At 64.1% G+C, this 24,613-nt stretch carries 28 protein-coding genes; 11 read left to right on the top strand and 17 right to left on the bottom strand.

The features are described 5' to 3' along the window. Positions 1–549: 549 nt before the first annotated feature. Positions 550–1,488: a diacylglycerol/lipid kinase family protein gene (locus tag AC0NID_RS13135; RefSeq protein ID WP_473455918.1), complete on the top strand. Its 939-nt coding sequence runs from the start codon at positions 550–552 to the stop codon at positions 1,486–1,488. Between the two features lie 91 nt (positions 1,489–1,579). Here AC0NID_RS13135 and AC0NID_RS13140 read toward each other — a convergent pair whose 3' ends face one another. The 5 genes from AC0NID_RS13140 to AC0NID_RS13160 form a co-directional block, all read right to left on the bottom strand. Then, positions 1,580–2,503, bottom strand: coding sequence for an NAD(P)-dependent oxidoreductase (locus tag AC0NID_RS13140; RefSeq protein ID WP_473455917.1), 924 nt, complete (start codon positions 2,501–2,503; stop codon positions 1,580–1,582). Beyond that, a complete protein-coding gene (locus AC0NID_RS13145; protein WP_473455916.1) occupies positions 2,500–3,711 on the bottom strand; it encodes a mandelate racemase/muconate lactonizing enzyme family protein in 1,212 nt (403 codons plus the stop codon). The genes AC0NID_RS13140 and AC0NID_RS13145 overlap by 4 nt, the downstream gene beginning before the upstream one ends. After that, positions 3,708–5,324 carry a GMC family oxidoreductase gene (locus AC0NID_RS13150; protein ID WP_473455915.1) on the bottom strand — a complete coding sequence of 539 codons (1,617 nt, stop codon included), beginning with the start codon at positions 5,322–5,324 and terminating at the stop codon, positions 3,708–3,710. Before AC0NID_RS13150 ends, AC0NID_RS13145 begins: the two co-directional genes overlap by 4 nt. A gap of 164 nt (positions 5,325–5,488) precedes the next feature. Continuing rightward, the gene (locus tag AC0NID_RS13155) at positions 5,489–6,061 is read right to left on the bottom strand and encodes a GNAT family N-acetyltransferase (protein ID WP_473455914.1); all 573 of its coding nucleotides are present in this window, start codon (positions 6,059–6,061) and stop codon (positions 5,489–5,491) included. Between the two features lie 106 nt (positions 6,062–6,167). Next, positions 6,168–6,542 (bottom strand): YybH family protein, encoded by a 375-nt coding sequence (locus AC0NID_RS13160; protein ID WP_474033441.1) that lies wholly within the window; start codon positions 6,540–6,542, stop codon positions 6,168–6,170. A gap of 474 nt (positions 6,543–7,016) precedes the next feature. On the opposite strand from AC0NID_RS13160, the gene AC0NID_RS13165 reads away from it, so the two are divergent. After that, positions 7,017–7,412, top strand: a complete 396-nt coding sequence (locus tag AC0NID_RS13165) for an acyl-CoA thioesterase (protein ID WP_023761257.1) — start codon at positions 7,017–7,019, stop codon at positions 7,410–7,412. Between the two features lie 470 nt (positions 7,413–7,882). On the opposite strand, the gene AC0NID_RS13170 is transcribed toward AC0NID_RS13165, so the two are convergent. After that, positions 7,883–8,251, bottom strand: coding sequence for a winged helix-turn-helix transcriptional regulator (locus AC0NID_RS13170; protein WP_473455911.1), 369 nt, complete (start codon positions 8,249–8,251; stop codon positions 7,883–7,885). Positions 8,252–8,343: 92 nt separating this feature from the next. Between AC0NID_RS13170 and AC0NID_RS13175 the strand changes: the two genes are divergently transcribed. After that, positions 8,344–8,949, top strand: coding sequence for an NADPH-dependent FMN reductase (locus tag AC0NID_RS13175; protein WP_473455910.1), 606 nt, complete (start codon positions 8,344–8,346; stop codon positions 8,947–8,949). 142 nt (positions 8,950–9,091) lie between these two features. Here AC0NID_RS13175 and AC0NID_RS13180 read toward each other — a convergent pair whose 3' ends face one another. Then, positions 9,092–9,508 (bottom strand): winged helix-turn-helix transcriptional regulator, encoded by a 417-nt coding sequence (locus tag AC0NID_RS13180; protein ID WP_473455908.1) that lies wholly within the window; start codon positions 9,506–9,508, stop codon positions 9,092–9,094. 97 nt (positions 9,509–9,605) lie between these two features. Between AC0NID_RS13180 and AC0NID_RS13185 the strand changes: the two genes are divergently transcribed. Further along, positions 9,606–10,586 (top strand): quinone oxidoreductase family protein, encoded by a 981-nt coding sequence (locus AC0NID_RS13185; RefSeq protein WP_473455906.1) that lies wholly within the window; start codon positions 9,606–9,608, stop codon positions 10,584–10,586. 3 nt (positions 10,587–10,589) lie between these two features. Here the strand turns inward: AC0NID_RS13185 and AC0NID_RS13190 are convergent, their stop codons facing one another. After that, the gene (locus AC0NID_RS13190; RefSeq protein ID WP_473455905.1) at positions 10,590–11,906 is read right to left on the bottom strand and encodes a hemolysin family protein; all 1,317 of its coding nucleotides are present in this window, start codon (positions 11,904–11,906) and stop codon (positions 10,590–10,592) included. Positions 11,907–12,029: 123 nt separating this feature from the next. On the opposite strand from AC0NID_RS13190, the gene AC0NID_RS13195 reads away from it, so the two are divergent. Then, positions 12,030–12,533, top strand: coding sequence for a zinc-binding dehydrogenase (locus AC0NID_RS13195; RefSeq protein WP_473455903.1), 504 nt, complete (start codon positions 12,030–12,032; stop codon positions 12,531–12,533). On the opposite strand, the gene AC0NID_RS13200 is transcribed toward AC0NID_RS13195, so the two are convergent. From AC0NID_RS13200 to AC0NID_RS13215, 4 genes are all read right to left on the bottom strand, one after another. Next, positions 12,487–13,194 carry an LssY C-terminal domain-containing protein gene (locus AC0NID_RS13200; RefSeq protein ID WP_473455901.1) on the bottom strand — a complete coding sequence of 236 codons (708 nt, stop codon included), beginning with the start codon at positions 13,192–13,194 and terminating at the stop codon, positions 12,487–12,489. The two genes, AC0NID_RS13195 and AC0NID_RS13200, sit on opposite strands and share 47 nt — an antisense overlap. A gap of 88 nt (positions 13,195–13,282) precedes the next feature. Further along, on the bottom strand, positions 13,283–14,095 hold the full coding sequence (locus AC0NID_RS13205) for an extensin-like domain-containing protein (protein ID WP_473455900.1): 813 nt from the start codon (positions 14,093–14,095) through the stop codon (positions 13,283–13,285). A gap of 338 nt (positions 14,096–14,433) precedes the next feature. After that, a complete protein-coding gene (locus AC0NID_RS13210) occupies positions 14,434–15,342 on the bottom strand; it encodes an extensin-like domain-containing protein (RefSeq protein ID WP_473455899.1) in 909 nt (302 codons plus the stop codon). A 169-nt stretch (positions 15,343–15,511) separates the two neighbouring features. Further along, on the bottom strand, positions 15,512–15,937 hold the full coding sequence (locus tag AC0NID_RS13215; protein WP_474033442.1) for a DUF3775 domain-containing protein: 426 nt from the start codon (positions 15,935–15,937) through the stop codon (positions 15,512–15,514). 199 nt (positions 15,938–16,136) lie between these two features. Here AC0NID_RS13215 and AC0NID_RS13220 point away from each other — a divergent pair, with 199 nt between their 5' ends. After that, positions 16,137–16,670, top strand: coding sequence for a tetratricopeptide repeat protein (locus AC0NID_RS13220; RefSeq protein ID WP_473455897.1), 534 nt, complete (start codon positions 16,137–16,139; stop codon positions 16,668–16,670). Between the two features lie 19 nt (positions 16,671–16,689). Here AC0NID_RS13220 and AC0NID_RS13225 read toward each other — a convergent pair whose 3' ends face one another. Next, positions 16,690–16,956 (bottom strand): hypothetical protein, encoded by a 267-nt coding sequence (locus AC0NID_RS13225; protein WP_473455896.1) that lies wholly within the window; start codon positions 16,954–16,956, stop codon positions 16,690–16,692. Between AC0NID_RS13225 and greA the strand changes: the two genes are divergently transcribed. Next, positions 16,955–17,428: a transcription elongation factor GreA gene (gene greA, locus AC0NID_RS13230; RefSeq protein ID WP_126034333.1), complete on the top strand. Its 474-nt coding sequence runs from the start codon at positions 16,955–16,957 to the stop codon at positions 17,426–17,428. The genes AC0NID_RS13225 and greA overlap by 2 nt on opposite strands. A gap of 25 nt (positions 17,429–17,453) precedes the next feature. On the opposite strand, the gene waaC is transcribed toward greA, so the two are convergent. Genes waaC through rfaD form a run of 3 tightly spaced genes read right to left on the bottom strand, consistent with a single transcriptional unit; the run spans position 17,454 to position 20,373 of the window. Continuing rightward, positions 17,454–18,428, bottom strand: coding sequence for a lipopolysaccharide heptosyltransferase I (gene waaC, locus AC0NID_RS13235; RefSeq protein WP_473455895.1), 975 nt, complete (start codon positions 18,426–18,428; stop codon positions 17,454–17,456). Then, positions 18,425–19,432: a lipopolysaccharide heptosyltransferase II gene (gene waaF / locus AC0NID_RS13240; protein WP_473455893.1), complete on the bottom strand. Its 1,008-nt coding sequence runs from the start codon at positions 19,430–19,432 to the stop codon at positions 18,425–18,427. Before waaF ends, waaC begins: the two co-directional genes overlap by 4 nt. Then, positions 19,405–20,373: an ADP-glyceromanno-heptose 6-epimerase gene (gene rfaD, locus AC0NID_RS13245; protein WP_473455892.1), complete on the bottom strand. Its 969-nt coding sequence runs from the start codon at positions 20,371–20,373 to the stop codon at positions 19,405–19,407. The genes waaF and rfaD overlap by 28 nt, the downstream gene beginning before the upstream one ends. Positions 20,374–20,537: 164 nt before the next feature. On the opposite strand from rfaD, the gene AC0NID_RS13250 reads away from it, so the two are divergent. From AC0NID_RS13250 to AC0NID_RS13265, 4 genes are all read left to right on the top strand, one after another. Beyond that, positions 20,538–21,200 carry a LysE family translocator gene (locus AC0NID_RS13250; RefSeq protein ID WP_473455891.1) on the top strand — a complete coding sequence of 221 codons (663 nt, stop codon included), beginning with the start codon at positions 20,538–20,540 and terminating at the stop codon, positions 21,198–21,200. Between the two features lie 151 nt (positions 21,201–21,351). Then, positions 21,352–22,842: a D-glycero-beta-D-manno-heptose-7-phosphate kinase gene (gene rfaE1 / locus AC0NID_RS13255; RefSeq protein WP_473455890.1), complete on the top strand. Its 1,491-nt coding sequence runs from the start codon at positions 21,352–21,354 to the stop codon at positions 22,840–22,842. A 7-nt stretch (positions 22,843–22,849) separates the two neighbouring features. Further along, positions 22,850–23,422: a D-sedoheptulose-7-phosphate isomerase gene (locus AC0NID_RS13260; protein ID WP_473455889.1), complete on the top strand. Its 573-nt coding sequence runs from the start codon at positions 22,850–22,852 to the stop codon at positions 23,420–23,422. Next, the gene (locus AC0NID_RS13265; protein ID WP_473455888.1) at positions 23,415–24,074 is read left to right on the top strand and encodes a D-glycero-alpha-D-manno-heptose-1,7-bisphosphate 7-phosphatase; all 660 of its coding nucleotides are present in this window, start codon (positions 23,415–23,417) and stop codon (positions 24,072–24,074) included. Before AC0NID_RS13260 ends, AC0NID_RS13265 begins: the two co-directional genes overlap by 8 nt. Before the next feature lies 1 nt (position 24,075). On the opposite strand, the gene AC0NID_RS13270 is transcribed toward AC0NID_RS13265, so the two are convergent. After that, the gene (locus AC0NID_RS13270; protein WP_473455887.1) at positions 24,076–24,561 is read right to left on the bottom strand and encodes an Lrp/AsnC family transcriptional regulator; all 486 of its coding nucleotides are present in this window, start codon (positions 24,559–24,561) and stop codon (positions 24,076–24,078) included. Positions 24,562–24,613 lie beyond the last annotated feature (52 nt).

Raw genomic sequence — 24,613 nt, forward strand, 5'->3', positions numbered from 1 at the left:
TTGCCGGCCTTGATGTTGACGGTCCTGCCAGCCACCGCCCAAGGGCAGCGTCCGTTCGGGACCACGCCAGTCTCCACCCTTGCGAGCTTCGTCCAGCGCGCCATCGAAGGTTTTTGCCGTCCTTCATGGCAGCATCGGTCCGCCGTTGGCGTTCGCACGCTTTCCGCGGCCCCGTAGGTCTCGGCGTCCCTCCTCAAAACAGGCAAGCCTGCTTTCGCTTGGGGCCGTACGGGCCTCAGGAAATCCGCCGTTTCGCTTTGCCTTTCGGCCTGGCGATCGGTAGCCGCCTGAGATGGGTTCAATGTACGCCGGATAAGCGTTTGGCGAAACAGCCGCGGGCCTGTGGATAGCGGGATTATCGGGGACCAAATTGGGCGGCGGAGCATTTTTTCGGCCAAGCGCCGCCCACGGAGGCTGCACGGCCCCACACCATTTCTGTGGCGAACCGAGATTGCCAGACAATCGACCTTGCCCCGCCGGCCGGCGCGGGTTTCAATGCCGGCAAAGGATCCAGGGCGGCGTGGCTTGGTTCCCTGGGGGAGGGTGTGCTTGAAGGTCGGGGTGGTTCTCAATCCGATTGCCGGCGGCGGCCGGCTCAAACGGCATTGGCCGGAGGTCGCTGCCTCGCTGAAAAGGCATTTTGGCGATTTCGAACTGCGCGAGACGCAAGCCGAGGGCGACGCCGAACGGCTGGCGCTCGACCTTGCCGCCAGCGGCTGCGACCTGGTGATCGCGGCGGGCGGCGACGGCACGGCCAGCGAGGCGGCCGACGGGCTGCTACAGGCGTTTGGAGAAAGCGGCCGGACGGCCGCGCTCGGCCTGCTGCCTTGCGGCACCGGCATCGATTTCGCCCGCGGGCTCGGCCTGTCTGATGAGGTCGACCTGACGCTGAAGCGCATGGCCGGGGCCAAGGCCCGCAAGGTCGATGCCGGCCGCATCTGCTATGTCGACGACCATGGCGCGCTGGCCAGCCGCCACTTCATCAACATCGCCAGCCTCGGTCTTTCGGGCGCCACCGACCGGGCCGTCAACGCCGACAAGCGCAAGGGCAAGGTGGCGGCCAAGGCGCTGTTCTATTGGCGCACCGTGTGGGAATTCATCCGCTACCGGTTCCAGGACGTCAGGATCACCGTCGACGACGGCGCCCCGGTCGAGGCGCGCATGGCGCTGGTGGCGGTGGCCAACGGAAAATTCTTCGGCGGCGGCATGATGATCGCACCGGATGCGGAGCTTGACGACGGTCAGTTCGACATCGTCATCCTGCGCGCTGCCGGCAAGCTGAAGCTGATCTGGGACATCCGCCTGCTCTATGGCGGGCGGCACCGCAATCATCCGGCAATCACCATTCTGCGCGGCAAGAAAGTCGTTGTCGAACCGCTCGGCGATGTGGATAAGAACGGCGCGCTGGTCGACATAGATGGTGAGTCGCCAGGGCGCATCCCGGCGACATTCGAGATCCTGCCGGGCGCGCTGACGCTCAGATGTTGATTCAACGCGTTAAGAGACTGATTTAGGCCGTTGCGGCCGTGATTCCGGCGACCCGTTCAATCCACTGAAATCGCTTGATAATTCCGGAACGTCAGATTTCCAGTTTTGCCGGGAACCCGGGCGCGCGAAGGTCGGTTCCGACTGCGTCCTCGAGCAGCTTGACGATCATGGTCGACCAGGCGCCGCCGCCATAGGTCTCCTTGCCTTGCTCAAAAATCGCGTTGACGCGTGACGCCAGGTCGAGCGGCACGCCGAAATCCGCGCCCATGCCCAGCGCGAAGCCAAGGTCCTTCAGCGCCAGGTCCATGGTGAAGCCGATGTCATAGGAACCGTTGAGAATGAGCTGGCTTTCGGTCTCGTGGACGAAGCTGTTGCCGGAGGAGGCGGCGATTGCGTGATAGGACTGGGCGAGGTCGAGCCCACCCTTCCTGGCCAGCATCAGCGCTTCGCCGGCGGCGACGAGATGGATGAAGGCCAGCATGTTGGTAATGACCTTGATCACCGCCGCCGACCCGATCGGGCCCATCAGGAACGACCTTGCGCACATCGCATCGATGGCCGAGCGGTGGCGGGCGTAGAGGGCTGCATCGCCGCCGACCAGCGCGGTGATCTTTCCGACCGCCGCCAGATGCACGCCGCCGGTGACCGGACATTCCAGTGTCTCGACACCCTTGACCGAAGCGAGTGCCGCGAGCCGCACAATCTCGTCGCGGCCGTTGGTCGACATCTCGATCCAGGCGCCACCCTTGGGCAGGCCTTCAAGCAACCCGCCGGGACCGGCCAGCACCGCCTCGCTGACTTGGGGCGAGGGTAGGCAGGTGATCGCGTTGCCGGCCCGAGCGGCGGCCTCGGCCGGGCTGTTCGCGACAGTGGCACCCAGCGCCACGAGGCGCTCGACGGCAGCGGGATCGCGGTCGTACATGGTGACGGAAAAGCCGTTACGGACGAGGCTGACGGCGAGGTGGCCGCCGAGATGGCCAAGGCCGATGAAGGCGTAGCCGGTCGGCTCGCTCACGGCATCAACGGCGTCTGCATCATCTGCAGATGCAAGTCCTTGCCGGTCCAGGGATGCGCCTCGCAGACGGCTTCGTTCAGCTCGACGCCGAGGCCGGGTTCCTTCGACGGGATGACGTTGCCGTCCTGCCACTCGATTTTCTTAGTCAGCAGCTTTTCGTGGAAGCCGTCCCACTGCTTCAGCGATTCCAGGATGAGGAAGTTGGGCAAGGTCACGGCAAGCTGGATGTTGGCGGCGCCGACGATCGGCCCGCAATAGCAGTGCGGGGCGATCTGGATGTGATAGGCCTCGGCCATGGCGGCGATCTTCTTGGTTTCGAGAATGCCGCCGGAGCGGCCGAGATCGGGCTGCAGGATGGTTGCGGCGCGGTTCTCGATGACGCGGGCGAATTCGAACTTGGTCGTCAGCCGCTCGCCGGTGGCGATGGGGATGGAAGTCGCGCGCGCCACCTGCGCCATCACCTCGGGCATGTCGGGCGGCACCGGCTCCTCGAACCAGAGCGGATCGTAAGGTTCGATGGCGCGGGCCAAGCGCAGCGCGCCCGATGCGGTGAACTGGCCGTGCGTGCCGAACAGGATGTCGGCCCTTGTGCCGACCGCCTCGCGGATCGCCTTGACCATGCGGGCGGAGAGATCGATGTCGACGAGGCGCGGCTGGTGGCCGTCGAAGGCGGTGTAGGGGCCGGCCGGGTCGAGCTTGACCGCGCTGAAACCCTGCTCGACATATTCGAGCGCGCACTCGGCCGCCATGTCGGGGTCGTTGTAGACGTTCTTGCCGCGCGCGTCCTCCGAATGGACGCTGCCGGTGTGCGGATAGAGGTAGGTATAGGAACGCAGCGTTTCGTTTACCTGGCCGCCGAGCAGCTTGTAGACCGGCTTGCCGGCCTCCTTGCCGATGATGTCCCAGCAGGCCATTTCGAGCGCCGAGAAACAGCCCATGCCGGAAACGTCCGGGCGCTGGGTGAAGCCGGACGAATAGGCGCGGCGGAAGAAGTTCTCGATGTCGTGCGGATCGCGGCCGACGAGGTAGCGCTCGGCCATGTCCTCGATCATTTTGGCGGTGACATGGCCGGAGAAGGTGGCGTTGTAGGCCTCGCCATAGCCGACGACGCCGCCATCGGTGGTGAGCTTGACGAAGATGAAATACTTGCCGCCGATGCCGGGCGGCGGATTGCCGACGACCCAGGTTTTTACGTCGGTGATTTTCATTCTTGATCCTCCAGAACCAGTTCGGCGCCCTTCCATCCGGTCACGATCGAGGCGGCGTTGGTGTTGCCGGTGATATTATCGGGAAAGATCGAGGCGTCGATGACGCGCAAGCCGGCGAGGCCGTGAACCCGCAGGCGCGGGTCGACGACGGCGCGGTCGGCGTGCGGCCCCATTCGGCAGGTCGAGACCGGGTGGTAGACGGTGCCCGAGCGCTTCCTGAAATCCTGGATCAGATCGGCGTCGGAGGCGATCGACGGACCAGGCAAGACCTCTTCCTCGATGAGGTCGGCCATATCAGGCATCGAGGCGATCTTTCTCACGAACTTCACCGCCGCCAGCATCTCGGTCACGTCCGCCTCGGTCGAATAGGCGTTGGCGACGATTCTGGGATAGTCGCGCGGATTGCCGGAGCGGATCATGATCTCGCCGCGGCTCGACGGGCGGCAGTTGGACAGGCCGATGGAAAAGCCCGGCCACGGATCGGGCGTCAGGATCGGGCGCTCGCCGCTTTTCGGGATGACGGTCGAGAACGCCTGGAAATAAAGCTGCATGTTGGGCCGTGAAAGCGCCGGGTCGGTGCGAAAAAAGCCGCCCGCATTGTTCATTGACAGCGACAGCGGACCGGAGCGCATGAGGATGTACTGCATGCCGACCATGAGCTTGCCCCACCACGGGCGCAGGATTTGGTTGAGCGTCGGCAGCTGACCCTTGAAGGTGTAGTTGATGCCGACATGATCCTGCAGGTTCGCCCCGACATTCTCGTTGGCATGAACGACGGGAATGCCGAGGGCGCCGAGCAGCGCCGAGGGACCGACGCCGGAGAGCTGGAGCAGTTGCGGCGAATTGATCGAGCCGCCGGAGAGGATGACCTCACGGCCGGCGCGGGCGGTCCTGGTTTCGCCGTTCTGGAGATATTCGATGCCGACGGCGCGCTTGCCCTCGAACAGGACCCTGGTCGCCAGCGCGTTCACCTCGACGCGCACGTTTTTGCGCTGCATCGCCGGCCGCAGGAAGGCGCGGGCGGCCGACATGCGGCGGCCGTTCCTGGTGGTGATCTGGTAGATGCCGACGCCCTCCTGCGACGCGCCGTTGAAATCGGGGTTGAGCGGCAGGCCGGCCTGGGTGGCGGCCGCGAGATAGCGCTTGGTCAGCGGGTGGACTGAATTTGAGCAGTCGGTGATGTGCAGCGGGCCGCCAACGCCACGCCACTGGTCGGCGCCGGCCTGATTGTCCTCGAGCGCCTTGAAGGCGGGCAGGAGGTCGTCGAAGCTCCAGCCGGGATTGCCGGCCGCCGCCCAGGCGTCGAAATCCTCGCGCGCGCCCCTGATCCAGACCATGGCATTGATCGAGCTCGAACCGCCGAGCAGTTTGCCGCGCGGCCAGTGGTCGATATTGTTGCCGAGGCCCGGATCCGGCTCGGCCTTGTAGTTCCAGTTGACCGCCGGGTCGAAGAAAGTCTTGCCGTAGCCGAGCGGCATCTGCACGTAGAAGCGGCGGTCGGTGCCGCCGGCCTCGAGCACCAGGACCGAGAAACGGCCCGAGGCCGACAGTCTTTCGGCCAGAACCGAGCCGGCCGAGCCGGAGCCGACAACGATGAAATCATAGGTCTGCATGATGGCTGCGGGCGGCTCCGAATTTTCGCTCAGCCTAGACGCAGCAAGCGGCCGCGATCACCGGAGCTTCCGGCATCGCCTGTGAAAAAAGCGACCGGCACTTCGTTTGCATTCGGTATCCTGCCCGAAGCGGCCCTTTGCCTCGTGGACAACAGGTCCCAGCATCACACGCCATCATCAGCATTTTGCTTGAGATCATAACGCATGATCGGGCGCGCTGGCATGCTGCGGGCCACGACCCTGAATCCGGCACGCGCGAAGGTGGAGGCGTATCCACTGCCGGAAGCGCTCGGCGATACGTCGGCATCAAAAGGATAGGCCTCAAACGCGGGGGCATTTGCGCGCCTTGCAGCTTCCAGCGCCGCTGCGATCAGGTGGGATGTGACGCCTTGCCGGCGGTAGCCTGTTCGCACATAGAGGCAGGACAGGGACCAGACCGGCGCATCATCCACTCGCTTGAGCTGCCACAGCCGATCGAGCCAGGGCACGCCATCTCGCGGCGTCACCTGGCACCAGCCGATAGCTGTATCGCCGTCGAGAGCAAGCATGCCTGGAGGCGGGCCATGCTCGACGGCTTGCCGGAACGCGGCCTTGTTTTCCTCGCTTGGTCGCTTTCGATAAGCACTACCGATGCGCCCGTACATACACCAACAGCGACTGCAGGCGGCGCTCTCACCGAACAGGTCCTCGAGTACGGGCCACAGATCTGATGTCAGAGGGTGGAAGGTAAGCTTCATGTCAGGTGCTTCTCGCGATGAATTCACAGGTCGGCATGATGGTCGTGGGCGGCTCCAAAATTCAGAAACGACGTCAAATCCTCTCTCGAACGTCGTTCCAGCGACGCTATGGGGTCAGGTCAAGGACTGCTGTCCTGTTCCGCATGTCGACGGGGAGGGAAACGTGCTCATGCGTGATCGTCCATCTGTCTCCGGATCGACGAAATGCATTGCTCACGCGCACCCAGTAGTCGACATTCGCGCCTGTTTTCAGCGTGCCATGCGCTCGGATAAGCATCCATGCGGCGGCAACCGCGTCGCCGGCTGCAACATCCATGTGGCCAAGCTCCTGGCCAATCGGACCAGACCAGCGGGGAAACCAATCCAGGAACCGCTCGCGAAGGGCGTTGGATCCCACATACCGGAGCGGCGGCACGAGGTCGAAATAGGCTATGTCGTCGGAGTAAAGGGACATAAGCCACTCGATGTCCTTGGCGCCCATGGCAGCCGATCTATTCTCCAGCAGTTCCCTGATCGCGGCTTCAACGCCTGGCATCGTCTCCTCCGATCTCTTAGTATTTCTCCCGCGTGCGGCAGGGGCCTCCCACCTTGTCACAAAGGTAACCACCGAAGGTGTTCTGCGACAACCAGCGTTCACCGAAGCCCTCCAACTTCGTCATCCCAGGGCGAAGCAGGAGCGGAGCTCCGTCGCGGAGACCCTGGGATCCATACCGTCACCTTAGCCGAAGAGTACAGCGGAGCAGAATTCTGCACCGCAGCAGCGCTCTGAAGTCGCGGCATGGATCCTGGGGTCTGCGCCGCGTCGCTTCGCTCCTTGCTCCGCGCCAGGATGACGAAGCGATGGCGTTTCCGCTAATCGCCAAGGCATGCGGTCCGTGCCGGCTGGCGGTGCGTTGACGCGTCAGCGCCATCCCGGTACGGGATCAGGACTACCGATCTCGAGGGGATTTCGCGCATGGTACACTACGCGGACGGACGGCCGATCGGCGATCTGACGCTCAGGACGCTGGCTATGCCTTCGGACGCCAATGCGGCGGGCGACATTTTTGGCGGCTGGGTGATGGCGCAGATGGACCTTGCCTGCGGCATCCGCGCCGCCGAGCGCGCCAAGGGCCGGGTGGTGACGGCGGCGGTGAAGGAGATGTCATTCGCCAAGGCGATGAAGATCGGCGATACGCTGTGCATCTACACCCATGTCGAACGCGTCGGCCGCACCTCGATGACGCTCAAGGTCGAGGCCTGGGCGCAACGCTACCTCTCCGACCTGATGGAGAAGGTCACCCATGCCGATTTCGTCATGGTGGCGCTGGACGGCGAAGGCAAGCCGAAGGCGGTTCCGGCGGAAGGCTGACCGGTTCCACATTCCGAATTGAAAAGCCGTCTCGGCCGCGCGGGCCAGCGCTCTCGCTTTGTCCTTGCCTGACCGAGCCTCCTGCAAGCGTTCGTGGTGTGGCCGAAGCACATTGGGGAAGAGACAATGCGTCAACATATCCTGAACGCTGCGGTGGCCGAGCGCTTTGCCGCGTTGCTTTATCTGGCACCGCCGCGGCTTTCGCCGAGGTCAAGAAGGGCAACTTGGGCGCCACCTGCACGTCGCAGAACCGCGTCATCAACGGGCGGTGGCCAAGCGTGAAATCCGCACGGCAACGAAGCGTGCTGCACGACGGTGAGCAATTGCCGTAAGGAGACGACCTGCACGGTCGGCGGCAAGCTGGTCGATCCTAAATGGACCCGGATCGAGAACCGCCGAAGTCCAGCATGCAGATACCGCAGCAGGACCGCGACAGCGTAGCCGCGGAAACCCTTTGCAAATCAATGGCTTCAAGCGTGCATGCTGTCGAATTTTTCGCGCGCCACCTTGACCCGTTCGGTGTTCCTGCGCGCCCACTCGCCGAGTGCACCGACCGGCACCAGAAGCTCGTAGCCCAGATCGGTCAGCTCATAATCGACGCGCGGCGGGATGGTCGGGAACACGGTGCGGGTGACGAAGCCGTCGCGCTCCAGCCCGCGCAAGGTGGTGGTCAGCATCTTTTGCGAGATGCCGCCGACGGCACTGCGCAACTCGTTGAAACGCATCGACCCGTCGCCGAGCTTGCCGACGACGAGCACCGTCCATTTGTCGCCGACGCGCTGCAGGATTTCCGAGATGGCCCGGCAGTCCTCGGTGCGGTGCGGGTGCCTTGGTATCAAAAAGGTGCCTCCTTGCGCCTCGTGGGCGTAGTCACTCATATAGCTCAGGTATCTAAACGATACCAGAAATTTGCCTAAAGGAGAGCCCCTCTATGTCCAAACCCAAAATCGCCGTCGTCATCGGTTCGACGCGCGCCGCGCGCTTCGCCGACATCCCCGCCGGATGGATCGCCAAGATCGCCAAGTCGCATGCCGACATCGACGTGGAAGTGGTCGACCTGCGCGACTTCCCGATGCCGTTCTTCGACGAAGTCGCATCGTCCGCCTGGGCGCCGTCGCAGAACGAAGTGGCGCTGCGCTGGCAGAAGAAGGTCGCCGAGTTCGACGGCTTCATCTTCACCGCCGCAGAATACAATCATGGCCCGACGGCGGTGCTGAAGAACGCCATCGACTACGCCGCCAACGAATGGAACAAGAAGCCGGCCGGCTTCGTCGGCTATGGCGCCGTCGGCGGCGCGCGTGCCGTCGAGCAGCTGCGGGTGTATGCCGTCGAGCTGCAGATGGCGCCGGTCAAGTCCGCCGTCCACATTTCGTGGGGCGACTTCCTCGCCGTCAGGCAAGGTGAGAAGAAACTCGAAGAGATCGAGCACCTGAACCAGGCCGCCACCGCCCTCATCAACGACGTCGCGTGGTGGGCGAAGGCATTGAAGGCAGCGCGTCAGGCCGACGCGATCAGTGAAGAAGTCAAGGCGGCCTGAACCGCCGGTTCGAAATCATCCTCCCAAGGACAATCCTCCCAAGGATTCGGGGGCGGCGCCTGCGACGCCGCCCCTTTTCATATGGATCATACCTTCAATTTGCCTGAAATGCCGCGCCGGACCCGCGAAGGCGTCTCACTCTTCAGTGCCCAGAGGCGGCTTGCGCGTCTTGCAAATACCTTGGTCGGATAATGCAGTCGGCGAGGCGGTTCAATTCGTTCAGCTCTTCCGCGTGGTGCTGGCCCCATTCGCAAAGAGCCAAAAGGATGGGCTCGAGGCTAAGGCCGAGTCGCGTCGCCGAATATTCGACGCGGGAAGGGACCTCGGCAAAGACCTCGCGGCGGACCAGACCGTGTTCCTCCATTTCACGAAGCTGCTGGATCAGCACCTTCTGCGAGATATCGGGCACCAGCGTCTTCAGCGCCGACAGCCGCCGGGGTCCGTCGAAGAGATGGTAGAGAATGACAGCCTTCCAGCGGCCCGAAATCACCTTCAAGGCGCGTTCCGCCGGCAGCAAGGGCAGTCTCTTGATCGGCAGCCTCCCGGTCAGCTTGGCCATGGTCACCTCCTGGTCAGCAGCGGACAAATGAGTGTGTAGTCGCGATCAGGCAGATAGTGGCAAACAGCGTCCGATGCCATAGCGATGGGTGCATGCCATGAGAGCCATTCAACTGAATCGTTTCGGTGGTCCCGACGTCCTCGACGCCGTCGAGATGCCGAAGCCGTTGCCGCAGGCCGGCGAGGTCCTGGTCCGTGTCTGCGCGGCCGGCGTGAATTACTTTGAAGTGCTGATGCGCGGGGATCGCTATGCGGTGACGCCGCAACTGCCTGTCGTCCTCGGCGTCGAGGCGGCCGGGACCGTGGAGGCACTTGGCCAAGGCGTGGACGCCTCGCTGACCGGGACACGCGTCGCGGCGCCGCTGTTCGCTTCAAAGCGCCCCTTCGGTGGATATGCCGAGTATGTGACGGTCGACGCAGACTTGGCCGTGCCTTTGCCCGACGCGCTCTCCTTCGAGGATGCGACGGCCTTGATGGTGCAAGGGCTGACGGCCTTCCATTTGCTTCGGCAAAGCCCGCCAAAGGGCAAGTCGGTGCTGGTCCTGGCCGCCGCCGGCGGTGTCGGCACGTTGCTTGTCCAACTCGCCAAACGCCAAGGCGCCAAGGCCGTGATCGCGGTCGCCGGCAGCAGGCCCAAGCTCGATCTTGCCCTGTCGCTTGGAGCCGATGCCGCTGTCGACTACAGCACGTCGGATTGGCCCATGCGTGTGCGGGAAGCGGCACGCGGCGCCGGCGTCGATGTCGTCTATGACATTGTCGGCGGCTCGGTCACGGCGGCATCGCTGGAGGCTCTCGCGCCTGGCGGAGAGCTGGTTTTCGCGGCGCTGGGCAGATACGCGATCGACGCCTCGGAACTGGAAGCGATGATCACCCGGAACCAATCGTTGCGAGGCTTCGCCCTGCTTCCGCTGCTCTCTGCCGATGGTCTCAGGGCCAGCCTGCCGGAGCTTTTCCATCTGGCCGCCAGCGGAGAGCTTGCCGTGATACGAGGCGGCCGCTACCCGCTCGACCAGGCGGCCGAAGCGCATCGCTCGCTGGAGGAGCGCCACTCGACCGGCAAGGTCGTGCTGATACCGTAGTTCTTACTTGCGCACCACCTCGCGGTGGCCGGCAGGCAGGCGGGTGGCGATGAGCTTGTCGATGCGGCGGCCGTCGAGGTCGACGACCTCGAAGCGCCAGCCCTGCGCATCGACGCATTCGCCGGTGGTCGGCAGATGGTGCAGGTGCGACAGCACGTAGCCGGCGACAGTCTCGTAGTCGCGATTCTCGGGCAGGTCGATGCCGAGAACGTCCGCCATCTCGTCGGCCTGCATGTAGCCGGCGAGCAGCCATGAGCCGTCGTCGCGCTTGACGGCGTTTTCCTCCTCGTCGCCGGCGTCGAGATCCGCCCGGAAGACGCCGGTGATGGCTTCCAGTATGTCGGCCGGGGTGACGATGCCTTCGAAATGGCCGTATTCGTCATGGACCAGCGCCATCGGCACGTCGGATTCCCTGAGTGTCGAAAGGACATCCAGCGCGTCGGCCTGGTCATGAACGATGGGAGCGGCGCGCACATGCCGGCGCGAGTCGAGCGCGCGACCGCCAAGCATCGCGGCCAGCACGTCGCGGGTCTGGACGACGCCGATCATGGCGTCGACGCTGCCGTCGCCGGCCGGCAGGCGCGAATGCTGGGTCTCCATCAGGAGCTTGCGGGTCGCCGCGTCGTCGGATTGCAGGTTGATCCAGTCGACTTCGGTGCGCGGCGTCATCACGGCGCGGACGGCGCGATCGCCGAGCCGCATGACGCCTGCGATCATGCGCCGCTCGTCCGATTCGATGGTGCCGTGATGCTCGGCCTCGGCGACCAGCATCTTTATCTCCTCGTCGGTGACCTTCTCCTCGCTTTCACCGCGCTGGCCAAGCAGCCACAGCATGGCGCGGCCGGAAATGTCCAGCAGGAACACCAGCGGCGCCGAGACGGTGGCAAGGATGGTCATCGCCGGAGCAACCCTGGCGGCGACCCGTTCGGGATCGCGCAGCGCGATCTGCTTGGGCACGAGTTCGCCGATGATCAGCGAGAAGTAGGTGATGAGAGCGACGACGATGCCGACGCCGATCGGGTCGGCAATGCTTTCGCGGACGCCGATCGATGCCAGGAACACGGACAGCCGCTCGCCAAGCGTGGCGCCGGAAAAGGCGCCGGACAAAACACCGACCAGCGTGATGCCGATCTGAACCGACGACAGGAACTTGCCGGGATTGGAGCCGAGCGCCAAAGCGCGGCCGGCGCCCTTGACGCCGCGGTCGATCATCGCCTTGAGGCGCGCCGGCCGCGACGATACGATGGCAAGTTCGGACATTGCCAGAAGGCCGTTCACGCAGATGAGGACGGCCACGATGGCGATTTCAGCGTAGAGCATGCGCGGTCAATAGCATTGCGGCGAGGTCTTCGAAAATAGATGACCGTCATTTTTCTTCATGCGGCTTTCTTCATGCCGGCGCAGGCAGCCATCTCATGCCGCATCCCACGGCGGTGACGAAAAATGCTCGACCAGGGCGCCTGGCAGGCGGTCAACTATCGCGCCCAACCGGCATGGGACGAGGCCGCGCGCGACCTGACCGATGGCGCCGGCGTCGGGCGTGTGCTGGAGATGGTCGGCGGCGACAATGCGCGGCGATCGCTCAATGCATTGGGCGCCGACGGCCGGCTGTCGGTCATCGGCCATCTGCGCGGCATGGAACTCAGCTTTCCGATCATCCCGTTCCTGCAAAACCGGATTGCCGTGCAGGGCATATCGATCGGCCACCGCCGCGCCTTCGAGCGGATGAACGAGGCGATCGAGACGCTTGCGATCAAGTCGGTGATCGACAAGGTCCATGGTTTCGACGAGGTGCCGCGGGCTTTCGAACATCTGGAGACGGGGGCCGTTCAGCAAGATCGTGATCGCCGGCTCCTGATTGCGGTCGTTAGAGGCGGAGGGCCGGCCGTTCGTCTTGCGCCTACGGCAACCGCGGCAGCACGCCGACCACCGCCTTGCCGTCGGTGAAATAGGGGTCGCCGCCGCCATTGCTCCCGGTCCTTGTCGCGCCGATGCCTGATATCTCGCTGGTCGAGACCAGCATGCCGGCGGCAGACAGGTCGCTGATCAGGAAGTCGCGCTCGGCGTCGATGTCTGGAGCGATATGGTGGGTGATCGCACCGGTGTCGTGGCTGAGGCCGACGCCGCGATCGAAGCTTGCTGAACCCAGCCACAGCGGCCGGCCGTCGTCTCCGGTCGCATCGGTCTGCCAGAAGCGGACATGATGGCGCCGGTCGGCACTGACGCCGACCGGCTTTTCGAAAGCCATATCCTGTGCGCGGCCATCGAACAGGAGCCGGCTGACCGGCGCGTCGGGATAGGGGCGGCCGAACAGCACGCTCTCGCCGATCTCGATCGCGGTCTTCAGCGTGACGGCGTCGGCCGTGTCCCATCCGGCGATGGCGAAGGCGTGGACCAGCTCTTGTTCGGTGCCGACGAGGCCGACATTGATCGGGTCGCCAGGAATGCCCTGCGGGGTGTGCGTCACCATCTCGAAGCGTTGCGTGCGGAAGTTGCGGTCTCGCAGGCTCCAGAATTCCGGCGCGGCGAAATAGGCGAGCACGAGATAGCCGGCGCAAAACGCCACCAGCCAGATCGTTGCGCGTCGTCGAAGGCTTCGTCGGCTCATGAGATACCACCCAGGCGATATGGCATCACTTGTGTGGTGTCATTCTACGCGGCGCCACGGACCTTGGGCAGGGGGCAACCGCCAGGGCTCAGCGGCAGGCGCGGTAGCCGTTCTTGCGGTTCTTGATGTCGAAATGGAAATGGTTGCGGTGGTCGTAGTTGTAGCCGGGGCCAAGCACGGTGGTGAAATACTGACAGCCGTCGGCGCGCACGGTGTTGAGGAAGCCGCGCGTGCGGAAGGCGAACAGGCCGGGCTTGCGCACGTCGATATCGTTGCCGTTGTTGAGTTCGATGCTCATGATGTCGAGGGCGTTGCCCTTGCCGTGCTCCGACAGCACGCCTTCGCCCGCGATCCTACGGCAGGAATAGCTCGAGCCCTGGCGGATGGTCTTGACCCCTGAGAAATAGCGCCAGCGGGCGGACGGGACGAGTTCGTTCCTGGTCCAGCCGGCGAAGGTGGCTGCCATGTCGCAGGTCAGCGTCGCGGCCGGCTTCATCCCGATGCCGCCGATGGCCGAGACCTTGACCGGATAGTCGATGCCGCACTGGCCTTCACGGATCGGCGCAAGGTCGGTGTAGGCGACGCGGAGGCGCTTCAGCTCCTTGCGGCAGTCGACTTCGCTGGCAGGCATCTGTTCGGCCGGCGCCATCGGCTCGTCCATGCGCGGATAGGCGGCGGTCAGGTACGGGTTGGACGGGACGAGGGTCTGCATTCCAGTGTATTTAGGGCCTGTGTATTCCGGACCGGTATATTCCGGGCCGGCGTATTTCGGGACGGCCGATGTCTGGCTGCCGACATCGACGGCCGGTTCCAGCGAAAGCACGCTGCCGGTGGTGCAGGCCGAGATCGCGGCGATGGCAAGCCCGCCGGCAACCAAGCAGGCACTCGTGGGCCAGCCCACGAAGGCCTGCTTGGATTCTCTTGTTTGCCGCAGGTTCTTGTCGCAAAACCGTGGAACACTTTTGCCGAACCTGCTTAGGCGCGCGCGTCTCATTTGCCGCGCGGCGACAAACGCGACGCGAAATATCCCGGCCATAGGCAGGTTCCCTGTCCCCGAACCTGATCCAGATCAGGTTCTGCCTGTTTGTTTGACCATGGTCTTTTCCGAAAACCGGTTCCCACTTTTTCGGGATCATGGTCCAGATGGCACAGAGCTTAGCCGCCAAGAGTAAAGGAAAAATCAGCGGCGGCATTCACGCCTGCGGCCAAATTGCGGCGCGCAGTCGGGCCGGGACCATGTCACTGGCAGAAGGTGCCGCCGTTGCGGCGCGGTGCGAGATCGAGATGGAAATGCAGCGAATGATCCGCATCGCTGCCCGGGCCAAGCACGGTCCTGAACGGTCCGCAGGCTGCCTTGCGTACCGCGTTCAGGAATTTCGCGTCCCTTTCCGGCGGCGCTGGGCCGACGTCGATCCTTTTCCCGTCCGAAAGCGTGAAGCTGGCGATGTCGAGCGCGTTGCCGAAGGCGTGCTCCGACAGTTTCCATCCGCCATTGCGCTGTCGACAGACGAAAGCGGATGCCTGGCCGACCGACTTGAGATTGGCGCCGAACTCGGCCTTGGCCGCCGGCTGGATGATATCGGTGGCGAAGCGCGCGGCGGCCTCGGCCATCTGGCAGTTCAGCTCGGTTTCGGGATTGATATCCAATGACTTGCCCAGCGTCTTCAGCGCGATCGGATAGGGGATGGAGCAGCCGACCGCCGCATCGTGCTCGGCCTTGCGATCCTCGAAGTCGACCCCCATCGACTTCAGCCGCCTGCGGCAGGCAAGTTCCTCTTCCGGCATTTTTTCCTGCGGCACGGAGGCCGAGCGCGGGTCGGGAGGGATTTCTGTCTCCTGCGCTTGCGCCGGCTTCTCCAGTGGTTTCGGGGCGGTGGCCGGCGGCTGTGCCTCAGGGGGTTTTTCGGCCGGCTTTGGAGCGACTGCCGGCGGCTCCGGCCGGGCTTCCTCGCGCTGGTCGGGTTTGTGCCGGTCCTGTTTGTCGGTTGCGGGTTGATCAGGCGTTGGCGCATCCGCGGGGCGCGGCTCGGGGACCGGCGCGTTGTCGGGTGCGGCCTTTTGCGCTGGTTGCGATTGATTAAACTGCGGGACAGGCACGGTTTCAGGCAATCTTGGAGCTTTGGCCAGTGCCGTTCCTGCGAACAGCATGGCCGTCGCCAAAGGCGGCGCCAATCTGCTCAGTCCAGCCAATCTGGTCAATCCGGCCAATCCGATCGATCCGGGAGGGGTCAGCGCCGCCATTCGTCCTTAACGGCGGGTGCGTGCGGAAGTTGCCCCGGGCGAGGGCTTTGGCCGATCACGAACGGTAACCGCGGCGTTACGCGCCGATCGCTTCCAGCCCTTCCTCCAGCCAATCCGCCAGGAGCGGCATGCCGAGCAGATATTTCGCCGTGCGCTTGTTGGCGCGATCGCGCGCGGCGGCCAGCGCGTCCGCCCATTCCGAGGCGTCATAGTCGCCGCGGCCAACCCAGGCCAGCGCGACGAGTTCGGCCGCCTCGTCGACATTGAGGTCGTTGATCAGCTCGCGCAGCTCTTCTTCGGTGAGGTTTTCGGAACTTTCCTCCGCGAGACCATCATGGTGGTGGTTGTCGTGCGCCTCGCCGTCTAGTTCTATCTCGTGCTCGGCGCCATCGGCATAGTCTTCGTTGACGGCAGCACTCAGCGCCTTCGCCTTGAGGATGAACAGGCGCACGGTGTCGGGACCGATCGAAAGTTCCCATTCCCTTTCAACGCGCTGCCGCACTGGCCTTCTCCGCATGCTCCGTTTGCCGTATGCTGGATGATAGCGAATTTGCGGCGCTCGTCACGTCCACCTTCGGCTCTTCAATCTTGCGGCCGTTACGGACGGTTTCAAAAAGCTTTTGGCGGCCGCGATCTTTTCCGGGATGAAACGGCTTCGGCCCGGCGTTAGCCTCGCACTGTCGTGTTTCAAGGAGGTTTCGATGCGCAGACGATTGCTGATCCAGGTTCTGGCGCTTGCCGCCCTGCCGCTGTTTGCGGCCCCGGTGTTTTCGGCCGGTGAAGGTGGTGGCGGTGGCGGCCAGACCCCACAGTGCAAGAAGGGGGAAGTCTACGACAAGAAGCTGAAGAAATGCGTGACACCGAAGCAAGGCATGCTGGATGACGACAACATCTATGAAGCCGGCCACGCGCTGGCGATGGCCGGACGTTACGACGAAGCGATCGCCGTGCTCAGCCTGGCTGCGGACAAGAAGGACCCACGCATCCTCAACTATCTCGGCTATTCGCATCGCCATTCCGGCCGCGTCACCGTCGGCCTCGGCTATTACGAGGAAGCGTTGCGCATCGACCCGAACTACACGCTGGTGCGCGAATATCTCGGCGAGGCCCATCTGCAGATCGGCGATCTCGCCGGCGCCCAGGAACAGCTTCGCGAGATCGAGAAGCGCACCGGCAAGGGATCTCGCGAATACGGCATGCTGTCCGAGCAGATCGACCATTTCACCAGGAGCTGACTCGACCCCCGAACGCTCCTCACGCCGGCTGCGGGCAATCGCAGCCGGTTTTTTGCCGCCGCTCCTGCCAGCCGCGCGCTGCCGCGACGGCATTTCCACAAATGGCGGGTGAATTTTTCAAAACCGATTTTTTGGGCGTGAAAAACCCGCGAAGATTGCTATATTGGGAAAAATTGCGGTGAGACGGTTCCGTTAGCCCGAGGCTGCCGGACCGTTTTCTTTTTGTACCATCGACAGGGTCGCTCCCGGAAAAGCGGGGGCGGCGGCAGGAAAGGTCAGGCATCATGAACAAGGTCCCGATGACAGGCGAGGGGTTCGCGTCGTTGAAGGAAGAACTGCGCTGGCGCCAGCAGGAAGAGCGGCCGCGCATCATCGAGGCAATCTCCGAAGCGCGCTCGCATGGGGATCTTTCCGAAAATGCCGAGTACCACGCGGCGAAAGAGGCGCAGAGCCTCAATGAGGGCCGCGTCCACGAGCTCGAGGATTTCATCGCGCGTGCCGAGGTGATCGACATCACCAAGCTCAGCGGCGAGAAGGTCAAGTTCGGCGCGACCGTGGTGCTGGTCGACGAGGACACCGAAGAGAAGAAGACCTACCAGATCGTCGGTGACCAGGAAGCGGACGTGAAGTCCGGCCGTATTTCGATCTCCTCGCCGATCGCGCGGGCGCTGATCGGCAAGGAGGTCGGCGACGCGATCGAGGTCAATGCGCCAGGCGGCGCACGGGGCTACGAGATCGTCCAGGTGCAATTCATCTAGGACCTTTGATAATTCCAAAAAGGTCCTAGGTCGCGGCCCGCGATTTAAGCCCCAGCAGCCTCTCCGCCTCTGCCACCACTTCCGCAGGCACGACGCTGCTGCCGGGCGCGGCCAAAAGCGTTGACGAGAACGGCCCGCGCGGGCCGGTCAGGCCAGGCTCGGTTGCCAGGAACACGGCGACGGTCGGCAGGCCGAAGGCGCTGGCGAGGTGGGTGAGGCCGGTGTCGGCGCCGATGACCAGCACCGACCGGCCGATGATCGCGGCGATCTCGGCCAGCGGTGATTTCGGCACCAGAACGGTCTGCGGAACGGCCTCGGCGACAGCTTCGGCAACCGCCTTTTCCCTGTCGTTCGACCAGGTCGTGACCGGCGTCATTCCCCTCTCCACAAGAAGCCGGGCAGTCTCGATCCAGTCGCCGGCCGGCCATTTCTTGTCCTCGCGGCTGGTACCGTGCAGCAGGAAGGCGGGGTTTTCGCCGACAAAGGTCGAACCGCCGGCCGGCGGCACAATACCGGACTCGATCCCGGAAAGATCCGGTTCATAGCCGAGCGCCAGCCCGAACAGCCACCTCGTGCGTTCGATGGCGTGCAGGTCGCGCGGCACGGCATAGCGGCGGTCGTAGAACAACGCCGCCGAAGGCTCGCGGGCGCTCGAGCCGTCGAAGCCGGCGATCGGCGCCGCGGCCTGTTTCGCCACCAGGGCCGATTTCAGCAATCCTTGCGCATCGATGACGAGATCGTAGCGGCAATCCCGCAAGGCGCGGCGCAGGCCCGCCGCCTCGCGCCATGTGCCACGGCCGAGCGGGCTTGTGCGCCAGCGCCGGACCGCCACGGTGTGGATGGCCGCGATCGCCGGATGCAACGCCACGATGCCGGCAAAAGCCTCCTCCACACACCAGTCGAACGACACGTCGGGCCGGTTGCGGCGCGCATCCTCGACGGCCGGAAAGGTATGGATGACGTCACCCATCGAGGATGTCTTGACGATGAGCACCTTCATGCGGCGCCCGGTATTTCCAGCAGCCGTTCCACTGCTGCCGTAACCTGCATGACTTCGAGGGTCTTCAGGCAATTGAGATGACCGAGCGGGCAGACTTTCTTGTGGCAGGGCGAACAAGACAGGCCGAGCCAGACCAATTCGCGGTGCTCGGCCAGCGGCGGCGTATTCTGCGGCGAGGTCGAGCCGTAGACGGCAACGATAGGCGTGCCGACCGCTGCTGCGACATGCATCAGTCCGCTGTCGTTGGACACCGCGAGCCTGGCCGCGGCGATCAGGTCGATGGCGTCCTCCAGCCGCGTCTGGCCGGCGAGGTCGACAGCGCCTGGTGCAAGCGCGGCGATTTCCGCCGTGACGTCGGCGTCGTTGTTCGATCCGAACAACGCGACCTTCAGCCCTTTCGCCATCATGCTGCGGGCAAGGCCGGCATAGTGTTCACTCGGCCAGCGTTTGGCCGGGCCGAATTCGGCGCCTGGCATAAGTGCTGCGAATTTTTTCGCCTCCAGCCCGAAGCGGCCCAGCAACGCCGCCTGGGTTTTCGTGTCGACGGCAAGCCTTGGGGGGCGGAACGTGCCGCCTTGCGCGAGGCCGAAATAGGCCTGCGCCGTGCGCCGTTTTACACCGTCGGGCAAGGGAACGATGTCGGTCAGCAGCCCGTAGCGCATTTCCTTGAGATGGCCGACACGGCGCGGGATGCGGGCAAAGAACGGGACCAGCGCCGACTTCCAGCTTCCCGGCATGACATAGGCCATGTCGTAGCGGCCTCGCAGCCAGCGGCCGAAGCGCCTTCGGATGCGGAATTCCAGCGCGCCGGATTTCAGCGGCAGATCGATCTGCTGGCGTATTTCGGGCATGCGCTTGACCAGTGGTGCCGCCCATGCCGGCGCCAGCACGTCGATCGCGGTGTTCGGGTGAAGCTCCTTTAGCGCCGAGAACAGGCACTGCGCCATTACCATATCGCCCACCCAGCGGGGGCCGATCACGAGGATCGCTGGGCTTTCAACCATTCGACATAGTCTCTGACGCCGGTTTCCACTGTGCGAAACTGACCATTGTACCCGGCAGCGCGCAACCGGGACATATCAGCTTGGGTAAAACTCTGGTAGCTGCCCTTGAGATGCTCGGGGAAGTCGATGAACTCGATCTGCCCTTTGCCCAGCGCGCCGATCACCGTTTCGGCAATGGTGCGGAACGGCTGGGCGCGGCCGGTGCCGCAGTTGAAGATGCCGCTCAGACCGCGTTTCCACAGCCACAGATTGACGTCGGCGACATCGCCGACATGGATGAAGTCGCGGCTCTGCTCGCCGGGTCCGAAACCGTCATAGGCGCCGAACAATTTCGGATTCTGACCCTGCTCGACCTGGTTGAACAGATGGAAGGCGACCGATGCCATCGCTCCCTTATGCGCCTCGCGCGGTCCATAGACGTTGAAATAGCGCAAGCCCGCGACCTGCGAATGGCCATTTATTTGGGAATGATTTGGGTCGAAGACGGTGCGGCGGACGTAGTCGTCGAAAAGCTTCTTCGAATAGGCATAGACGTTGAGCGGGCGTTCGCATTCCGGCTCCTCGCGAAAGTCGGCGCCGCCGCCATAGACCGAGGCGGAAGAGGCATAGAGGAAAGGCACGCGCAGCGCGAGGCAGGCATGCAGCAGCCGCTTCGAATAGGCGTAGTTCACCTCCATCATGAACTTGCCGTTCCACTCTGTAGTGGTCGAGCAGGCGCCCTGGTGGAAGACGGCCTCGACGCGGCCGAGCCCACCTTCCTCGAGGCGCGCCAGAAAATCGTCCTTGTCGAGATAGTCGGCGATCTGCAGGTCGGCGAGGTTGGCGATCTTGTGGCCGTCGGTCAGGTCGTCGACGACGAGGATGTCGCTAATCCCTTCGGCATTGAGCGCGGCGACGATGTTGGAGCCGATCATGCCGGCGCCGCCCGTGACGATGATCATAAAAGCCTCTGGTACCTTGTGCCGATTCCGGTCCTTATAGGGGAGGCTGGCGGGGCTGTCGATAAAGCAGGCCGCAATCCGACGGCTGGGTGGTGCCACAGTGCCGCCGCAAAGCTCTCGCTTCAGTCGGCAACCCACCGGCGAAGCGCGACAGGAGCAAGGCAATGCCATCGACCGAACTGCTTATCGCCTTCTTCGCCACCACGGCGATCTTCGCCTACATCCCCGGCCCGGCCATGCTTTACGCCGCTGCACAAACCATGGCGCGCGGCCGCTGGTCCGGCCTGATGGCGGCGTTGGGCATTCACCTTGGCGGCTATGTGCATGTCATCGCCGCCGCTGCCGGGTTGTCCGTGCTTTTCCACGCCGTGCCGACGCTCTACGTCGCGATCAAGCTGGCCGGCGCGCTCTATCTGATCTGGCTGGGCATCTCGCTATTCCGCGCCAGGGTGCAAGACGATGCCGTCATCTCAGGCTCCGTTGCCTCAGGCCCCATTGCTTCAGGCATTGTTCCGAAATCTGCCCGCCGCGCCTTTTTCGAGAGCATCACCGTCGAGGTGCTTAATCCCAAGACGGCGATCTTCTTCATGGCGTTCCTGCCGCAATTCATCGACGCGTCGGCGACATTTCCAGTCTGGCTCCAATTCCTCGTCCTCGGGACGATCGTCAATCTGATGTTCTCCTCGGCGGATGTCGTGTGCGTGGTGCTGGCCGGCGCGCTGACCACCAGGCTGCGGCGTTCGAGCCACGCGCAGCGCCTCATGCGGCGTGCCGGCGGTGTGGTGCTCGTGGGATTAGGCGTTCATGTCGCTTTGCAGAAAAGCTGATACGTCAGCCGCCCTTGGCTGCGATCAGCTCGACGCCTGCCGTTGCGCTGGGCCGAATTGCGGTATATCGGCTTCGCCATGAACGACCAGCCCTGCCAGTCCGGCGTTTTTACAGCATCGGGACCGGCTTTCATTGCACGTCGCGGATGACATGAGCGAGCAATACCTGCCTTCTCCCGAACCCCTTCACCGCGCCATCTCGCGGTTCGGCAACGTCACCGTGCTGGTGGTCGGCGATTTCATCCTCGACCGCTTCGTCAACGGCGTCATCGAGCGGATTTCGCCTGAAGCGCCTATACCGGTGCTGCGCGGGCGCGGTGAAACGTCGGCGATGGGCGGCGCCGGCAATGTCGTCTCCAACATCGTCTCGCTCGGCGCCACCGCGATACCGGTTTCTGTGATCGGCGACGATCAGGCCGGCGACAATCTCATGCGCATGCTCGGGGAATCTGGCGTCGACACCGGCGGCCTCGCGCAGGACGTGAACCGCATGACATCGTCGAAAAGCCGCTTCAGCGCGCTCAATCAGCAGGTGCTGCGCTTCGACGAAGAGGAGATCAAGCCGCTGGACGACGCGGAGCGCGCGACGCTGGTCAGGCATTTCCGCGCCGCCCTTAGGCAAGCCGAGATCGTTATTCTGTCCGACTACGGCAAGGGCATGTTGCTCGACGGCGTCGCAAGCGAGCTGATCTCTGTGTGCCGCGAGGCGGGAAAGCCTGTCCTGGTCGATCCCAAGGGCCGCGACTATGCGTGCTATGCCGGGGCGACGGCAATCACGCCCAATCGCAAGGAACTCGGTGAGGCGGTTGGACGTGAAGTGTTTACCGACGACGAGATCGTGGCCGCGGCGCGTGAACTGATCGCGGCACATGGCTTCGATTTCGTCGTCGCGACGCGCAGCGAGAAAGGCATGAGCGTCGTCAGCCCGGACGATGCCCGGCACATCACCACCCAGGCGCGGGAAGTGTTCGACGTTTCGGGTGCAGGCGACACGGTGATCGCGACATTTGCGCTGGCTTTTGCCGCGGGCGCCGACCGCATCATGGCCGCCGCCATTGCCAACGCGGCGGGTGGCGTGGTGGTGGGAAAGCGGGGTACCGCGCGGCTGACGGTCGAGGAACTCACCGGCGCGCTGTTTCGCTCGCACGGTCCGATTGCCCACAAGGACGCGATCCTCGATGCTGCTGCCGCCGCCAGGCTGGTGGCGACCTGGAAGGACGAAGGCCTGAGCGTCGGCTTCACCAATGGCTGTTTCGATATCCTCCATGCCGGTCATGTCAGCCTTTTGCATGCGGCACGCAGCCAGTGCGACCGGCTGGTTCTGGGCCTCAACAGCGATGCCTCGGTGCGCCGGCTGAAAGGGCCGGGGCGCCCGGTCAACGACGAGCATGACCGGGCCTGCGTGCTGGCGGCACTTGCCTCGGTCGACGCCGTCGTCGTCTTCGAGGAAGATACGCCGCTCGCCGTGATCGAGGCGCTGACGCCCGACATACTGGTCAAGGGCGCCGACTACACAATCGATCAAGTGGTCGGCGCGGAACTGGTGCAGAAGGCGGGTGGACGCGTCGTGCTGGTCGATCTCGTCGCCGGCAAAAGCACGACAGGCACCATCGGCAAGTTGCGCGCCGGCAATACTAACTGAGGTTTTCATGTCCGAACTGAACGATTACCTGGTCCGCTCGGCGGCCGCGATCTCGGCGATGGTCGAGCGCGACCTCACCAGCGAGATGGAGCGGGCCGTTGCCGCCGTCGTCGCGGCACTTTCGCAGGGCAAGGCGCTGCTGATCTGCGGCAATGGCGGTTCGGCCAGCGACGCCATCCACATCGCCGGCGAACTGGTCGGCCGTTTCCTGAAGGAGCGCAAGGCCTACAACGTCATCGCGCTGCCGGCCAATGCGGCAGTGCTGACCGCCTGGGGTAATGATTACGGCTTCGACACGGTGTTTTCACGCCAGGTCGAGGCGCATGGCTCGGCGGGTGCCGTGCTGCTTGCCATCTCGACCAGCGGCAACTCGGCCAGCATCCTTGCCGCGGCCGAACAGGCGCGCATGATGGACATGACGGTGATCGGCCTGACCGGCGATACCGGCGGCAAGCTCAAGCCGCTCTGCGACATCCTGCTCAACGTGCCGTCGACCTCGACGCCGATCATCCAGCAGGGACATCTGTGCCTCTATCATCATCTGTGCGAAATGGTCGAAGCGCGCCTCTGCGATGGCTGACAGGGACGCTGTCGTGAAGCCGTATCCGCTCGAAGAGCCCGGCCTGTGGGTCGAACGGATCGGCACCGCGGTTTTTCCAGCCGGCAGGCCGGCGCTGTTCCTCGACCGCGACGGCACTATCAATGTCGATACCGGCTATCCCAGCGATCCGGCCGACATCGTGCTGCGACCGGAGATGCTGCCGGTGATCCGCACGGCCAACATCGCAGGCCTTCCCGCGATCGTGGTCTCCAATCAGTCAGGTATAGCTCGCGGCTATTTCGGCTGGCAGGATTTCGCCGCAGTCAATGCTCGGCTGCTGGCGCTTCTCGAAGCGCAGGGTTGCCGGATCGATCTGGTGTTCGCCTGCGCCTACCACTCGCGCGGGACGGGTGAACTGGCAGTCGGCGATCATCCGATGCGCAAGCCCAATCCGGGCATGCTTCTGCGCGCCCGCGATCTGCTGGGCGTGGATATCAGCCGATCGATCATCGTCGGCGACAAGGCCGACGACATGGAAGCCGGACGGCGAGCCGGGCTGCGCGAGGGTTGGCGGGTGCGCGGCAGATCCAATCGGGTCACCGGCGATGGTGCTTTCGCGACGCGCAGACTGATGAGCGGCAACGATCACCGAAAACTCTGCGACGTCATCGCCGAACTCGGTAAGGGCTAAATTAGGGTCTCACCCCATTGAAAGCCACCAGGCCCTCGTCCTTTACGCGGCGGATGGTCAGCGCCGTTCGCACCGTATCGACATTCGGCGCCGAGGCCAGTTCCTCGATGACGAAGGTCTGGAAGGTGCCGAGGTCGCTCGCAACGCAATGCAGCAAAAAGTCGGATTCGCCCGACACCATCCAGGCATCGCGCACGATCGGCCAACCGCGCGTGCGTTCGGCGAAGGTCTTCAGCTCGGCGTCGGCCTGGTGATGCAGGCCGATGAGGCAGAAGGCAACGACGTCCATGCCGAGCGCCGGCGCATTGAGTAAGGCGCGGTAGCCGCGGATGATGCCGGTCTCTTCCAGCCGCCTGACACGGCGCAGGCATGGCGGCGCCGAAATGCCGACGCGGCCGGACAGCTCGACATTGGTCATGCGCCCGTCCTGCTGAAGCTCGCGCAGGATCTTCCAGTCGATGGCGTCGAGATCGGCTTTGAGCGGCATGGATACCTTCGGCGCTTCACGCAAGAATCTTTCGTGATTTTGTAATTAAACC

The organism is Mesorhizobium sp. WSM4821, from assembly GCF_055901555.1.

Excerpts from the sequence above, each read along its gene's own strand:
- AC0NID_RS13270 (WP_473455887.1), bottom strand. The coding sequence starts at position 24,561 with ATGCCGCTCAAAGCCGATCTCGACGCCATCGACTGGAAGATCCTGCGC.
- AC0NID_RS13175 (WP_473455910.1), top strand. The coding sequence starts at position 8,344 with ATGTCCAAACCCAAAATCGCCGTCGTCATCGGTTCGACGCGCGCCGCG.
- rfaD (WP_473455892.1), bottom strand. The coding sequence starts at position 20,373 with ATGATCATCGTCACGGGCGGCGCCGGCATGATCGGCTCCAACATCGTC.
- rfaE1 (WP_473455890.1), top strand. The coding sequence starts at position 21,352 with ATGAGCGAGCAATACCTGCCTTCTCCCGAACCCCTTCACCGCGCCATC.
- AC0NID_RS13180 (WP_473455908.1), bottom strand. The coding sequence starts at position 9,508 with ATGGCCAAGCTGACCGGGAGGCTGCCGATCAAGAGACTGCCCTTGCTG.
- AC0NID_RS13195 (WP_473455903.1), top strand. The coding sequence starts at position 12,030 with ATGCTCGACCAGGGCGCCTGGCAGGCGGTCAACTATCGCGCCCAACCG.
- AC0NID_RS13225 (WP_473455896.1), bottom strand. The coding sequence starts at position 16,956 with ATGATGCCTGACCTTTCCTGCCGCCGCCCCCGCTTTTCCGGGAGCGAC.
- AC0NID_RS13150 (WP_473455915.1), bottom strand. The coding sequence starts at position 5,324 with ATGCAGACCTATGATTTCATCGTTGTCGGCTCCGGCTCGGCCGGCTCG.
- AC0NID_RS13200 (WP_473455901.1), bottom strand. The coding sequence starts at position 13,194 with ATGAGCCGACGAAGCCTTCGACGACGCGCAACGATCTGGCTGGTGGCG.
- AC0NID_RS13220 (WP_473455897.1), top strand. The coding sequence starts at position 16,137 with ATGCGCAGACGATTGCTGATCCAGGTTCTGGCGCTTGCCGCCCTGCCG.
- AC0NID_RS13260 (WP_473455889.1), top strand. The coding sequence starts at position 22,850 with ATGTCCGAACTGAACGATTACCTGGTCCGCTCGGCGGCCGCGATCTCG.
- waaF (WP_473455893.1), bottom strand. The coding sequence starts at position 19,432 with ATGGTTGAAAGCCCAGCGATCCTCGTGATCGGCCCCCGCTGGGTGGGC.
- AC0NID_RS13165 (WP_023761257.1), top strand. The coding sequence starts at position 7,017 with ATGGTACACTACGCGGACGGACGGCCGATCGGCGATCTGACGCTCAGG.
- AC0NID_RS13190 (WP_473455905.1), bottom strand. The coding sequence starts at position 11,906 with ATGCTCTACGCTGAAATCGCCATCGTGGCCGTCCTCATCTGCGTGAAC.
- AC0NID_RS13265 (WP_473455888.1), top strand. The coding sequence starts at position 23,415 with ATGGCTGACAGGGACGCTGTCGTGAAGCCGTATCCGCTCGAAGAGCCC.
- waaC (WP_473455895.1), bottom strand. The coding sequence starts at position 18,428 with ATGAAGGTGCTCATCGTCAAGACATCCTCGATGGGTGACGTCATCCAT.
- AC0NID_RS13155 (WP_473455914.1), bottom strand. The coding sequence starts at position 6,061 with ATGAAGCTTACCTTCCACCCTCTGACATCAGATCTGTGGCCCGTACTC.
- AC0NID_RS13145 (WP_473455916.1), bottom strand. The coding sequence starts at position 3,711 with ATGAAAATCACCGACGTAAAAACCTGGGTCGTCGGCAATCCGCCGCCC.
- AC0NID_RS13185 (WP_473455906.1), top strand. The coding sequence starts at position 9,606 with ATGAGAGCCATTCAACTGAATCGTTTCGGTGGTCCCGACGTCCTCGAC.
- greA (WP_126034333.1), top strand. The coding sequence starts at position 16,955 with ATGAACAAGGTCCCGATGACAGGCGAGGGGTTCGCGTCGTTGAAGGAA.
- AC0NID_RS13210 (WP_473455899.1), bottom strand. The coding sequence starts at position 15,342 with ATGCTGTTCGCAGGAACGGCACTGGCCAAAGCTCCAAGATTGCCTGAA.
- AC0NID_RS13250 (WP_473455891.1), top strand. The coding sequence starts at position 20,538 with ATGCCATCGACCGAACTGCTTATCGCCTTCTTCGCCACCACGGCGATC.
- AC0NID_RS13160 (WP_474033441.1), bottom strand. The coding sequence starts at position 6,542 with ATGGGCGCCAAGGACATCGAGTGGCTTATGTCCCTTTACTCCGACGAC.